General features: G+C 72.3%; 10 protein-coding genes. 2 read left to right on the forward strand and 8 right to left on the reverse strand.

Translation table 11 applies throughout. The features are described 5' to 3' along the window. Positions 1-17: 17 nt before the first annotated feature. Genes MTF69_RS18035 through MTF69_RS18045 form a run of 3 tightly spaced genes read right to left on the reverse strand, consistent with a single transcriptional unit; the run spans position 18 to position 3,672 of the window. Complete coding sequence (locus MTF69_RS18035; protein ID WP_243335742.1) at positions 18-2,468, reverse strand: ABC transporter permease; 2,451 nt, start codon at positions 2,466-2,468, stop codon at positions 18-20. Further along, the gene (locus tag MTF69_RS18040; RefSeq protein ID WP_243335744.1) at positions 2,465-3,151 is read right to left on the reverse strand and encodes an ABC transporter ATP-binding protein; all 687 of its coding nucleotides are present in this window, start codon (positions 3,149-3,151) and stop codon (positions 2,465-2,467) included. Before MTF69_RS18040 ends, MTF69_RS18035 begins: the two co-directional genes overlap by 4 nt. Next, positions 3,148-3,672 (reverse strand): PadR family transcriptional regulator, encoded by a 525-nt coding sequence (locus MTF69_RS18045; RefSeq protein ID WP_243335746.1) that lies wholly within the window; start codon positions 3,670-3,672, stop codon positions 3,148-3,150. The genes MTF69_RS18040 and MTF69_RS18045 overlap by 4 nt, the downstream gene beginning before the upstream one ends. Before the next feature lie 178 nt (positions 3,673-3,850). On the opposite strand from MTF69_RS18045, the gene MTF69_RS18050 reads away from it, so the two are divergent. Continuing rightward, positions 3,851-4,318, forward strand: a complete 468-nt coding sequence (locus MTF69_RS18050) for a hypothetical protein (RefSeq protein ID WP_243335748.1) — start codon at positions 3,851-3,853, stop codon at positions 4,316-4,318. A 40-nt stretch (positions 4,319-4,358) separates the two neighbouring features. Here the strand turns inward: MTF69_RS18050 and MTF69_RS18055 are convergent, their stop codons facing one another. Together MTF69_RS18055 and MTF69_RS18060 are read right to left on the reverse strand one after the other, a co-directional pair. Next, the gene (locus tag MTF69_RS18055; protein WP_243336133.1) at positions 4,359-4,544 is read right to left on the reverse strand and encodes a hypothetical protein; all 186 of its coding nucleotides are present in this window, start codon (positions 4,542-4,544) and stop codon (positions 4,359-4,361) included. Between the two features lie 149 nt (positions 4,545-4,693). Then, on the reverse strand, positions 4,694-5,608 hold the full coding sequence (locus tag MTF69_RS18060; protein WP_243335750.1) for an SPFH domain-containing protein: 915 nt from the start codon (positions 5,606-5,608) through the stop codon (positions 4,694-4,696). Positions 5,609-5,871: 263 nt separating this feature from the next. Between MTF69_RS18060 and MTF69_RS18065 the strand changes: the two genes are divergently transcribed. Further along, positions 5,872-8,133: a transglycosylase domain-containing protein gene (locus MTF69_RS18065; RefSeq protein WP_243335751.1), complete on the forward strand. Its 2,262-nt coding sequence runs from the start codon at positions 5,872-5,874 to the stop codon at positions 8,131-8,133. Positions 8,134-8,267: 134 nt separating this feature from the next. Here MTF69_RS18065 and MTF69_RS18070 read toward each other — a convergent pair whose 3' ends face one another. From MTF69_RS18070 to MTF69_RS18080, 3 genes are all read right to left on the reverse strand, one after another. After that, the gene (locus MTF69_RS18070; protein WP_243335752.1) at positions 8,268-10,517 is read right to left on the reverse strand and encodes an ATP-binding SpoIIE family protein phosphatase; all 2,250 of its coding nucleotides are present in this window, start codon (positions 10,515-10,517) and stop codon (positions 8,268-8,270) included. Between the two features lie 230 nt (positions 10,518-10,747). Continuing rightward, entirely contained in the window at positions 10,748-11,515 is a 768-nt protein-coding gene (locus tag MTF69_RS18075; RefSeq protein ID WP_243335754.1) for a DUF402 domain-containing protein, read from the reverse strand. Between the two features lie 112 nt (positions 11,516-11,627). Next, positions 11,628-13,052: an aspartate ammonia-lyase gene (locus tag MTF69_RS18080; protein ID WP_243335756.1), complete on the reverse strand. Its 1,425-nt coding sequence runs from the start codon at positions 13,050-13,052 to the stop codon at positions 11,628-11,630. Positions 13,053-13,079 lie beyond the last annotated feature (27 nt).

Genomic DNA, 13,079 nt, shown 5'->3' on the forward strand with positions numbered 1-13,079 from the left:
TCGCGGATCCCCTGGAACTACTCCGTCCGCAGCCCCTCCGGGCGCATCAGGCGCAGCAGCGGCGGCAGGCTGAGCAGGGTCACCAGGACGGCCACACCTCCGCCGATGCCGATCATCGACAGGACCGCGGTCCAGTTGATCCGGATCGTGGCGCCCGCCATCTGCATCAGCACCGTGCCGAGCGCGAGCCCGACCACCGTCGCCAGGGCCAGGCCCAGGCCGATCGGGAGGGCGGTCTGCCACAGCACGGAGAGGCTGAGCGTGGAGCGTTTGGTGCCGAAGGCGACCAGCGCCGACAGCAGTTGCCTGCGTTCGCGCAGCTGCTCCAGCTGGGAGACCAGCAGGCTGGCGCCGATCAGCATCAGCACGAGCGCGGACCCCACGAAGAGGCCGGTCCGGATGGAGGCGTAGCGGTCGTTGACCTCGGTGGCCTGGATCGTCATGGGGACGGACAGCGGGTCGGCCTTGAAGACGGCGTTGCGGGCCAGCTCCATCGCGTCGGGCACCTTCGGGTCCAGCTTCACGTACACCCGGGAGGACTGGTAGCCGCCCATGCCCTTCGGCGCGGCGGCCGGGGTGACCAGCAGTCCGGTCAGCGTTTCGCCCATGGGGCCCTTGCGGGCCTGCACGGTGCGGGCGTCGGCGGGCACCGTCCAGGCGACCGGCTTGGCGCCGTCGCCCTCGTCCTCCTTGAAGATGTTCCCGGCGAACAGCTTCTCGCCCGGCTTGGCGGTATCGCCGGTCATGCCGCCGGGCGTGCCGCCGCCGGTGATGACGAAGGCGTCACCGTCCTTGCAGGAGGGCAGCACGGCGTACTCCTTGAGGGCGGCGCAGGTGCCGGTCGTCACCGAGATCGCGGTATCCGTGTAGCTCATGTCCGTGCTGCGCCCGGCATTGGTCGAGGACTCGGCGACGACCTGGGTGATGCCCTTGGTCCCGGCCAGGGCCTGGGCGACGGCCTCGCCCCCGCCGCGGGCGCGCTGCATGACGGAGATAGAGGCCCGGGTGGGGTCGTGGCCGGTCTCGCGGGTGTACGAGTCCGCAGTGGAGGCGAAGAGCATCTGCAGGGCGATGGCTCCGGCGACCGCGACGGCGATGCCGTTGACCAGCCGGGCGGAGCTGCCGCTGGTGAGCTGGAGCCGGCGGGCGGCCAGCTGCAAGGAGACCGGGCCCGCGCCGCCGATCCGGCCGACGACCCGTTCCAGCACCCAGGGGAGCAGGACGGTGATGCCGACGAGGAGCAGGACCACGCCGCCCGAGACCTGCCACTGGTTGAACTGCCCGCTGTCGTTGCCCTTGCCGATCAGGGGGGCCAGCAGGCCGAGTCCGGCCAGCGGGAGCAGCAGCCGCCACCAGATCCGGCGCTTGCCCGGAGTCGTCGTACGGACCACGCCGAGCGGCTCGATGACCACGCCGCGCAGGGCGAACAGGGTCACGGCGACGGCGGCGGCCGGTACGGCCACGGCGATGAGCGCGGCCAGCCAGGGCGCCGGGTTGAGGTCGGAGGGGAAGACGCTGCGCTGGTAGAGGTCCATGGCCGGGGCCAGTTGCCGGGCGGCCAGGAAGAAGCCGGTGCCCAGGGCCAGGCCGATCAGCGATCCGGCGGAGGCCTCGCCGGCGGCGATCCGGCGGACCATCCGGGCGTCGGCGCCGACCAGGCGCAGGGCGGCGAGCCGTCGGTCGCGGCGGTCGCCGCCGAAGCGGACGGCGGCGCCGATGAACACGGCGACCGGCATCAGCAGGGCGACGAAGGTGAGCACCACGAGGAGCGTGAGGACGGGGTCCAGACCCTCCGCCTCCAAGGTGCTCTCGAAGGCGGTGACCCGCTGGATGTAGTTGGGCGCTTCCTTCTGGAGCTGGGCGAGCCGGTCGCTGCCCGCGTAGAAGTAGAGGTCGCCGGGGCCCACCAGGCCCGCTTCGCCGATGGTCGCGACGATCTTCCCGTCGAGGCGGTCGCGCAGCAGCTTGCCCTCGCCGGTCTTCATCAGCCTGTCGAGGGCGGGGGAGACGACCAGTTCGCCGGGGCCGGGGAACTTCTTCACGCCCGGGGGCAGCGGGGCGTCCGGCCCCTCGGGCTGTACGAGCCGTCCGTCGACCCCGTAGGAGCGGTACGTCTGGTTCACATCGGTGATCAGCAGCGTGTCGGGGCCGGGCTGCTCGGCGGTGGGCGAGGTGAACGTCTGGCGGGCGGCGCCGCGCGCGTCGCGGGCGGCCAGGGCGCTGGGGATCGCGCTGGTGACGAGCAGCAGGGCGACGCCGAGGCCGACGCCCACCCCGGTGAGGAGGGTGCGGGTCCAGCCCTGGCGGCCGCCGCCGAAGGCGAAGCGGGCGCCGAGGCCGAGGTCGCGGAGCCAGACGGCGAGTGCACCCTGCCCGCCGTGCCCGCCGTGCCCGCCGTGCCCGCCGTGCCCGCTGTGCCCGCCGGGGCTGCCGTGCCCGCCGTGCCCGCTGTGGTTCCCGTGACTCATACCGCGCGCTCCATGTCGCGGGACTTGCCGTCGCGTACGACGATCTCGCGGTCGGAGTACGCGGCCACGCGGGTCTCGTGCGTGACGAGGACGACGGCGGCGTTCGTGGACCGGGCGGCCTCGGTGAGCAGTTGCATGACGAGCTCGCCGTTGAGGGAGTCGAGGGCGCCGGTGGGCTCGTCGGCGAAGATCAGCCGGGGGCCGGTGACGAGGGAGCGTGCGACGGCGACGCGCTGGCCCTGGCCGCCGGAGACCTCGCCGGGGCGCTTGCGGCCGAGGTCGTCGACCTGGAGCCGCTCCATCCATTCCAGGGCGGTCCGTTCGGCCTGCCTCCGCTTCACGCCGGTGAGGCGGAGCGGCAGGGCGACGTTCTCGACGCAGGTGAGCTCGGGGACGAGCTGGCCGAACTGGAAGACGAAGCCGAACTCGCCGCGGCGCAGGGCGCTGCGCTCGGCGTCGTTCATGGCGGAGAGCTCGCGTCCGGCGTAGGTGATGGTGCCGGAGTCGGGGGTGACGATCCCGGCGAGGCAGTGCAGCAGGGTCGATTTGCCGGACCCGGAGGGCCCCATGATCGCGACGACCTCGCCCGCGTGGATGGAGAACTCGGCGCCGTCGAGGGCGTGGGTGGTGCCGTAGGTCTTACGGAGGTCCGTGGCGCTGAGCAGAGTGCCGGCCGGGGTCATCGCTGTATCTCCTGGGCGAGCTGGTCGAGGCGGGCGGCGGTGAGTTCGAGCCACCGCAGGTCCGCTTCGAGGTGGAACAGGGCGTGATCGCAGACCAGCTGGTCGGCGAGGTCCCCCTTGCGCTTGCGCTGGGTGAGGATGCGCATCAGGCGCAGGTGTTCGGCGCGCTGGGTGTCCAGCAGCTCCTGGGCGCTGCGGCCGGTGAGGAGGGCGAGGACGACCTTGGTGTAGAGGGTCGACTGGAGGTACGGCTCGGGCTTCTCGGGCTGGGCGAGCCAGCCCTCGACGTCGGTGATCCCGGCGTCGGTGATCGCGTACCGCTTGCGCTCGGGGCCGCCGCCGCTCTCCACCCCGTCGACCTCGACCAGACCGTTCTTCAGCAGCCGGGACATGGTCGAGTAGACCTGCCCGTAGGCCAGGGGCTTGTCGTGGCCGAATCTCTCGTCGAAGGTCCGCTTGAGGTCGTAGCCGTGCCGGGGACCGGCCTCCAGGAGGCCGAGGAGTGCGTGACTGATGGACATGCCGAGGACTATACACGCGGTGTATACGCTCGATGTATACACACGGTGCAGAGATGGCCCGGTCGACAGCAGGCAGCCGACAGCCGACAGCCGACAGCCAACAGCCAACAGCCGGCAGCGAACAGCCGACTTCGTCCTCGGGCTGTGCGGGTGCGGGTCCGTGTGGTGGGATGCGGGCATGGAGGCTGTGCTGGCCAGCTTGATAGCCGTCTCGGGAACCCTGCTGGGTTCGGTCATCACCTTGGCCGTCCAGCGCCGCGCGAGTGCGCAAGCGGAGGCCTTCGCCCGCTCCCGGCAGCTACGACAGGAACGTCTGGCGACGTACAGCGCCTACGCGGGAGCCGTCACGGCGCTCAAGCAGGCCACCGTCGCCCTCTGGTTCCGTCTGGAGGAAGCACCGGACGGCCCCGAGGTGCGGCAGGCGTTCGCGGAGTGCGACCGGCTCGGCGCCGCCGCGGAGAACGCCCAGTTCCAAGTCCGCCTCCTCGCCGAAGACCCCGCGCTCGTCGCTCTCGCCGCCCTGGCCTTCGATGCCGTCGCTCCACTGCGCGCGGCATCCACCAGAACCCAACTGGCCCACCGCGAGCAAGACCTGCAGGACGCCCTCAACGCCTTCATGACCGCGGCCGCCACCCACATCCGTTGAGCCGCAGGGCCCGGGGCGTCCGCGGAGCGACCGGGGGGCCTCAGGAATCCGGTGAGGTGCGGGGGCGGCCCCGCGGCGGGATCGGGCCCGCTCCGCCGGGGAGGCGGCCGGCTTCGGCCAAGGCGCGGCGGAGCAGGAACTCGATCTGCGCGTTGGCGCTGCGCAGTTCCTCGCCCGCCCACCGCGCGAGCGCGTCGTGCACCTGCGGGTCGAGCCGCAGCAGCACCTGCTTGCGGGCCTGCCGTCCGGCGGCCTTGGGGGCCGCCGCGGGCCCCTCGGCCGTACCGGATCCGGCTGCACTGGACTCGGCTGCCCCGGACCCGGCCGGGCCGGTGGGGGCCCGGTCGGCGGGGGAGTCCGTGCCGTCGTCGGGGATCACTGGTAGAGGGTGCCCGTGTTGATGACCGGCTGGGCCGCGCGGTCGCCGCACAGGACCACCATCAGGTTGGACACCATCGCCGCCTTCCGTTCCGGGTCGAGGTCCACGATGTCCTGCTCCGCGAGGCGGGTCAGGGCGAGCTCGACCATACCGACCGCGCCCTCGACGATCTGCTTGCGCGCCGCGACGATCGCCCCCGCCTGCTGCCGCTGGAGCATCGCGGAGGCGATCTCCGGGGCGTACGCGAGGTGGGTGAAGCGGGACTCGATGATGTGGACGCCGGCCGCCTCGACGCGGGCGGACAGTTCGGCGGCGAGCTTCTCGGTGATCTCCTCGGCGTTGCCGCGCAGCGACAGGCCGCCGTCCTCGTGGGCGTCGTAGGGGTACTCGATCGCGATGTGCCGGACGGCCGCTTCGGTCTGGGTCTCGACGAACTCGGTGAAGTCGTCGACCTCGAAGACGGCCCGGGCGGTGTCCTCGACCCGCCAGACCACCACGGCCGCCAGCTCGATCGGGTTGCCGTAGGCGTCGTTGACCTTCATGACGGCCGTCTCGTGGTTGCGGACCCGGGTGGACAGGGGCCGGCGGGAGGTCAGCGGGTTGACCCAGCGCAGTCCGTCGGTGCGGACGGTGCCGCGGTAGCGGCCGAACAGCTGGACCACGCGGGCCTCGCCCGGCGCGACCGTGTTCAGCCCGCCCATGGCGATGAGGGAGATGAGGGCCAGGACGATGCCCGCCGCGATCAGGCCCACCTTGGCGCCGTCGGTCCCGGAGACCGAGCCGAGCGCGATCAGGCCCGCCCCGGCCGCCACTCCCGCCAGGCCGAGCAGCAGCGCGAGCCCGCCGCCCACGCTCCGCGCGGGGAACTCCCGTACGCCGGTCTCGGTACCGCCCGTGGTGTTCGTCATCATCTGCCCCGCTTCGTTCAGTTGCGGCCGCACGAGCCCCTTAGCAAAGTGATATCACTTTTTTGGAGCGGGCGGGAGTCGGGCAACGGGAGCGGTGTGCGGTCCGGCAACCTCCAGGGCTCCGGCTGCGTCGGTTCCGGTGGGGTGGGTGCTCATTGTCACGTCCGAATTGCCTGATATCTCCATTGGTTGGCCGGTTTTTGTCACAGCCTGCGGTGTTAGCTTTCTGAGCTGACGTCGGGGGGTTATCGAGCGGAGCGGGAGCGATGGGCCGAGCAGAAGCGCGAAGGGCGCAGCAGCAGCGCGGTGCACGACGAGCGCCGCGCGGGCGCGGGCGCGGCAAGGGCAGGGGCGGGAAGCCGACCGGCATACGCCGCTTCTTCACCTGGAAGAAGGTGCTCGGCACCTTCTTCGGGGCGGTGCTGCTCGGCATGGCGGCCCTGATCGGCCTCTACTTCTACGTGGAACTGCCGGACCCGAACGCTGATGCGCGGGCGCAGAACAACGTCTACAAGCTCTCCGACGGCACGGTCATGGCCCGCGTCGGCGCGATGAACCGTCAGATCGTCTCGATCGACAAGGTCCCGGGGGACGTGCAGACGGCCTTCATCGCGATCGAGAACAAGTCCTTCTACACCGACCAGGGCGTCGACCTCAAGGGCATCGGCCGCGGCGTGTTCAACACCGTCACCGGCAGGGGCAAGGCCGGCGGTTCGACGATCACCCAGCAGTACGTCAAGAACTTCTACCTGACGCAGGACCAGACGGCGACCCGCAAGCTGAGGGAGCTGATCATCTCCCTCAAGGTCGACCAGGAGCTGTCGAAGCCCGAGATCCTCGCCGGCTACCTGAACACCAACTTCTACGGCCGCAACGCCTACGGCATCCAGGCCGCGGCCCAGGCCTACTACGGGGTCGACGCCGACAAGCTGACCCTGGAGCAGGGCGCGTACCTCGCCGCCGTCCTCCAGGCCCCCAGCCAGTACGACTGGGCGACCGCCGGCCCGAACGGCAAGAAGCTGGTCATGATCCGCTTCAACGGCGTCCTCGACAACATGGTCGAGATGGGCAAACTGGACCCGGCCAAGCGCCAGGGGATGAAGTTCCAGGAGCCGATCAAGCCCAAGGTGGCCGCCGGCTCGGAGGGCCAGAAGGGCTACCTGATCCAGGCCGCCGACGAGGAGGTCAAGCGGCAGACCGGCATGACCGACGGCCAGCTCAAGGCCGGCGGCTGGGAGATCACCCTCTCCATCGACCCGAAGAAGCAGGCGGCGCTGGAGAAGGCGGTCCAGGACGAGCTGGAATCCAAGCTCGACCGCAAGGGCCGCACCGTCGACGCCGCCGTGCAGGCGGGTGCCACCTCCGTGGACCCGAAGACCGGCGCGATCGTCGCGATGTACGGCGGCACCGGGCAGGGCGAGCAGTGGGCCAGCAACGCCCTGCGCAAGGACTTCCAGCCGGGCTCGACCTTCAAGCCGGTCGTGCTCGCCGCCGCCCTGGAGCGCAAGTCGGTCACGCAGGACGAGAGGCCGATCACGCCCAACACCCTCTACGACGGCACCAGCAAGCGCCCGGTGGTCGGCAGCGACACCCCGTTCAACCCGCAGAACCAGGACGACCGCGACTACGGCGACCCGATGATGACGGTGCAGTCCGCCACCAACTCCTCGGTGAACTCCGTGTACGCCCAGATGATCGTGGACGTCGGGCCGAAGAACGCGAAGACGACCGCCCTGCAACTCGGCATGAAGGACCGCGACGGCTGGCCCGAGGACAGGCCGGCCATGTCGCTCGGCACCATGAGCGCCGACACCGTGGAGATGGCCGGCGTCTACGCCACCTTCGACAACCACGGCAAGAAGGTCACGCCGAGCATCGTCAAGTCCGCCAAGCACGCGGGCCGCGAGTACAAGGCGGTCCGCGCGGTCGGCGACCAGGCCATCAGCCGCAAGACCGCCGACACCGTCACCAAGGTCCTCACCGGCGTCGTCGAGGACGGCTCCGGCAAGGCCGTGAGGAGCTCGGCCTACGAGGCCGCGGGCAAGACCGGCACCACCGAGAGGAACGTGGCCGCCTGGTTCACCGGGTTCACGCCCGAACTCGTCACCGTCGTCGCGATGTTCGGAGACGATCCCGTCACCCACAAGCAGACCAGCCTGACCGGTACCGCCGGCGGCGGACGCGCGGGCGGCTCCAGCTTCCCGGCCGCGATCTGGAAGGAGTACACCCTCGCCGCGCTCCAGGGCGGCAACACGGGCTCCTTCGACCTGGAGGAGGCGGACATGGGCAAGGTCCAGTCGCCGAGCACCAGCAGCTCCCCGTCGAGCTCGCCGAGCGGCACTCCGTCGTCGAGCAAGTCGCCGAGCGGCACTCCGTCGTCGAGCAAGTCGCCGAGCGGCACCCCGTCGTCGAGCAAGTCGCCGAGCGGCACCCCGTCGTCGAGCAAGTCGCCGAGCAGCACCCCGTCGCCGTCGAAGTCGAGCTCGTCGAAGCCCTCGTCGCCGCCGAACCGGGAGCCCGAACGGTAAGCAGCACCGCAGGACCCGGCCTGGACCCGGACCCGGATCAGGGTCCGGATCCGGGTCCGGATCCGTAGACACCACTGCCCCGCGGCTTCGTGCCGGCGGGGCAGTGGTGCGTACGGGGCCGGGTGGCGGCCCCGTCAGCGGCGGTCCGGGGCTCCCGGTGTGCCCGGCGCGCCCGGTGCGGGCGGCAGCGCGAGCTCGAACCAGACCACCTTGCCGCTGCTCAGCCGGGTGGCACCCCAGCGGCGGGCCATCCGGTTGACCAGGAACAGGCCGCGGCCGCCCTCGTCGTCGTCGCGGGCCCGGCGCTGGCGCGGCAGCTGCGGGGAGTCGTCGCCGACCTCGCAGCGCAGCACGTCCGTCCGCAGGAGCCGTAGGGTCACGGGCCGCTCGGCGTACCGCACGGCATTCGTCACGACCTCGCTGACCAGCAGCTCCAGCGAGTCCTCCAGCTCCTCCAGCCCCCAGCGCGCCAGCGCGCGGCGGGCGAACCGGCGGGCCCGGCCCGGAGCGGTCTCCTCCGGGTCCAGGAACCAGTACGCCACGTCGCTGGGCGCGATCCCGTCGAAGCGGGCCGCGAGCAGCGCGATGTCGTCGTCCCGGTCACCGGGACCGAGCATGTCCAGGATGTCGTCGCACAGGGCCTCCAGCGGCGGCGGGTGGTCCAGGCCCGTCAGCTGCGCGGTGGTGGCGAGCCGTTCGCGGAGCTGCTCGATGCCGGTCCAGACGTCCCGCAGCCGGGACTCGACGAGACCGTCGGTGTACAGCACGAGGGTGGCCCCGGCCGGGGCGTCCAGCTCCACGGCCTCGAAGTCCACGCCGCCGACGCCGATGGGGGCGCCCGGGGGTACGCGCAGCACCTCGGCGCGGCCGCCCAGGTGCAGCAGGACCGGCGGCGGGTGGCCGGCGTTGGCGATGGTGATCCGGTGCGACACCGGGTCGTAGACGGCGTAGAGGCAGGTGGCCATCCGGTCGGAGCCCAGGCGCTGCGCCTGCTCGTCCAGGTGGTGCAGGACCTCGGCGGGCGGCAGGTCGAGCTGCGCCAGCGTCTGGGCCGTCGTACGGAGCTGTCCCATGATCGCGGCGGAGGTCATGGAGTGGCCCATGACGTCGCCGACGACGAGCGCGACCCGGCTGCCGGGCAGGGGTATGGCGTCGTACCAGTCGCCGCCGACCCGGGCCGTCTCGGCGGCGGGCAGGTAGCGGCTGGCGAGGCGCACCCCGGTGGGCTGGGGAAGGCTGTCGGGCAGCATCGTGCGCTGGAGCTCGTCGGCGATGTAGGCCTCGCGGCCGTAGAGCACGGCCTTGTCGATGCCCAGCGCGGTGTGGGTGGCCAGCTGCGCGGCGACCAGCAGGTCGTTCGTCTCGAAGGCCGGCCGCTCCGGGGTGCGCAGGAACACCGCCGCGCCGATGACGCGGCGGCGGCCCCGCAGCGGGGCGAGGATGGCCCGCTGGCCGCGCGGGACCGGGTGGTCGGCGCCCAGCAGCTCCGGCAGGGCGGCGCGGGCGGCGGCAGAGGACCCGAAGACGGGTCGTACGCCGCGCAGCACCTCGGCCAGCGCCCCGCCGGGGCGGATCTCGCACAGCTCGGCCGCGGGCAGGTCACCCTGCGGGCCGACCAGGGCGAGCTGGCTGAAGTCGAGCTCGCCGTCGGGGGTCATCGCGCCGGCGATGCCGGCTCCTGCGGCCGCTGTCGCTGCCGCTCCGGTGAACTCGTCGATCGGCCGGAGCCGGTCGGTTCGGCGGAGCCTTAAAACGACCGGTCCGACGGGCCGCTCGTCGCCGACGGGGAGGGGATCGCGCAGGTAGACGAGGATGGCGTCGGAGAAGGTGGGCACGGTGGCCCGGCACAGGCCGAGCACGATCTCGTCGAGGTCGATCCCGCGCGCGATCCGCCGGGTGGCGGCTCCGACGAACCGCAGCCGGTCGCCTTCCCGCCGCGCGATGGTCGCGTCGACCCCGATGCCGCTGACCGGTCCGGACGCGGAGCCGGACCCGCCGGCGCCCTGTCCGAACGCGGTGCCGGGCCGGCCCGTCCCGCGGGCGGCTTCGCCGTCGCGGGTGCGCGCGCTGCCGGCCTCGGCGGCCGCGGCCGCGTCACGGCCGGCCCCGTCACGGCCGGCCCGGACCCGGGCCGCGCCCTGGCCGGGGGCGGCATCGGCATCGCCGGGCTCCGCGGCCCCGTCGGAGGCGGACGGCGCCTCCGCCGTGGCGCGGGGACGGGGCAGGTCCGCCGCCTGGGGCTGCGCATGCGTGCGCACGGCCTCGGCCGCCGGGAGCGGGGCCTTGCCGTGGCCCAGTTCCTCCGTGCCGTGGCCGGGCTCATCCGTCCGACCGCCGGAGGCAACCGGCTGGGGGCCCTCCTGAGAGGTGGGGTACTCCGTCACGCGTGGCATTCCGTCCGTTTGCGCTCGATGTGCGCTGCACTCAACTCGGTCAGTCGCGGTATACCCGCTCAGCGGCGGGGACACCATCACCCCGCGTTTCCGCGTCCCGCTCGTTACCTCTCGCTATCGCGTCGGCCTAGGTCAAATGCTGTTCCGCTGGCGGCATTTGACCGCCGACGCCCCGGCGGAGGACGATCCTACGATTGCCCCCCGGGGGCGCATCAAGGGTCTCATGAGGTCATATGCGCCGGAGTGCGGTCCCAGTCCTCCGGCAGGGCCGGTACGCCCCAGGCCGGGTCCGGTCGCCAATCCTGCCAGCCTTCGGAGAACGGCGGACCCCAGGCCCGGATCACGTCCACCGCCGCACGGCCGGCCGCGCGCACGCGCCCGGCCTGTTCCGGGTCCATCAGACCGGCCCGCTGGGCCTGTGCGAACTCGTCCTCGTCCAGCCACTTCCAGCTTCGGTCCGGGTAGACGGCGATGTCGAGGAAGTGGTCCACGGAGTCCACCCCGCCGGCCCACCGCGACCTGGGCTCCTCCAGATTCACGTACCAGTTCTTGAGCCGCCAGCCCGGCCCCCAGAACAGCCACACCGACCACGGATCCCCGGGCCGTGCCAGCTTCAGCACGCCCCCACCGAACCAGCGTGAGCGTACGGTGGTCCGCGGCGCGGTGTACCGGGTGGCGAGCGGCTCCTCGTGGACCGGGGTCCCGTCGGCGAGCACCGGCTTGACGCACTCCGTCCCGGGGGCCATCCACACCGCGAGCAGCTCGTCGGTGTCGGCCACCACGGTCACGGGCCGGCAGATGCGGACGGCGCCCTTCGCGTCGGGCGCGTGATCGCGGTAGCGCCAGAGGATCTGCTCCCCGGGCGCCCAGCGGACACCCTCCGCGGCGCCCCGCTCCGCGCTCCGTGCCGAGCGCGGTGCCGAGCCCCGTGCCGCGCCCCGTGCCGAGCTCCGCGCACTGCCGCCCCCGCGGCCTCCGGTACCTGTCATGGGCAGATCTTAGGGCTGGGGTCCGGAGGAACGCTGCGCTGCAGGTCACCGAGGTGCCCGGGGGCGGGAAACGACCGGATCCGGACCCCGGGACGGGGCTGCCGCTCCCAGGTCAGGGGCGGGTCATCCGCAGCACGTCCAGTGCTTCGTCGAGCTGCTCCAGGGTGAGGTCGCCGCGGTCCACGTAGCCCGACTCCAGGACGACCTCCCGGATCGTCTTGCGCTCCGCGAGGGACTTCTTGGCCACCTTGGCGGCCTCCTCGTAGCCGATGTACCGGTTCAGCGGGGTCACCACGGAGGGCGAGGACTCGGCGTACTCCCTGGCCCGGGCCGTGTTGGCGGTGATTCCGTCCACGGTGCGGTCCGCCAGCAGGCGGCTCACGGAGCCCAGCAGCCGGATGGACTCCAGGAGGTTGCGGGCCATCACGGGGAGCATCACGTTGAGCTCGAAGTTGCCCGCGGCGCCCGCCACGGCCACCGCCGCGTCGTTCCCCATCACCTGGGCGGCGACCATCAGCGCAGCCTCCGGGATGACCGGATTGACCTTCCCGGGCATGATCGAGGACCCCGGTTGGAGATCCGGGAGATTGATTTCGGCCAATCCGGTGCGCGGGCCCGAGGCCATCCAGCGCAGGTCGTTGCAGATCTTGGTGAGCGAGACGGCGACCGTGCGGAGCATTCCGGAGGTCTCCACGAGCGCGTCCCGGGCCCCCTGGGCCTCGAAGTGGTCCCGGGCCTCGGTCAGCGGCAGCCCCGTCGCCGCGGCGACCTCGGCGATCACGGCCGCGGAGAACCCCGGCGGGGTGTTGATCCCGGTGCCCACGGCGGTCCCGCCCAGGGGCAGTTCGGCCAGCCGCGGCAGCGCCGCGCGCAGCCGCTCGACGCCGTAGCGGAGCTGGACCGCGTACCCGCCGAACTCCTGGCCCAGGGTGACCGGGGTGGCGTCCATCAGGTGTGTCCGGCCGGCCTTGACCACCTGGGAGAACTCGGCGGCCTTGCGTTCCATCGCGCCGGCCAGGTGCTCCAGGGCGGGGATGAGCTCGCCGGTGACGGCGGCGGTGGCGGCGATGTGGATGGAGGACGGGAAGACGTCGTTGGAGCTCTGCGAGGCGTTGACGTGGTCGTTGGGGTGGACGGCGCGGCCGAGCCGCTCCGTGGCCAGGGTGGCGATCACCTCGTTGGCGTTCATGTTGGACGAGGTGCCGGAACCCGTCTGGAACACGTCGACGGGGAAGTGTTCGTCCCAGCGGCCCCCGGCGACCTCGGCGGCCGCCGAGACGATCGCGGCGGCGATGTCCTCGTCGACCACGCCGAGCCGGGCGTTGACGGTGGCGGCCGCGGCCTTGATCCGGGCGAGCGCCTCGATGTGGGCGCGCTCCAGGCGCAGCCCGGAGATCGGGAAGTTCTCCACGGCGCGCTGGGTCTGAGCTCGCCATTTGGCGTGCGCGGGGACGCGTACGTCGCCCATGGAGTCGTGCTCGGTACGGAAGCTCTCGGGGTCGCCCGGGCCGTCGGCGGTCTGCTGGTGGTCGGTCATCTGTGGTGCCTCCTCAAAAAGTTGAGC

Origin of the sequence: Streptomyces sp. AP-93, assembly GCF_022808175.1 — a bacterium.
Lineage (GTDB): Bacteria > Actinomycetota > Actinomycetes > Streptomycetales > Streptomycetaceae > Streptomyces.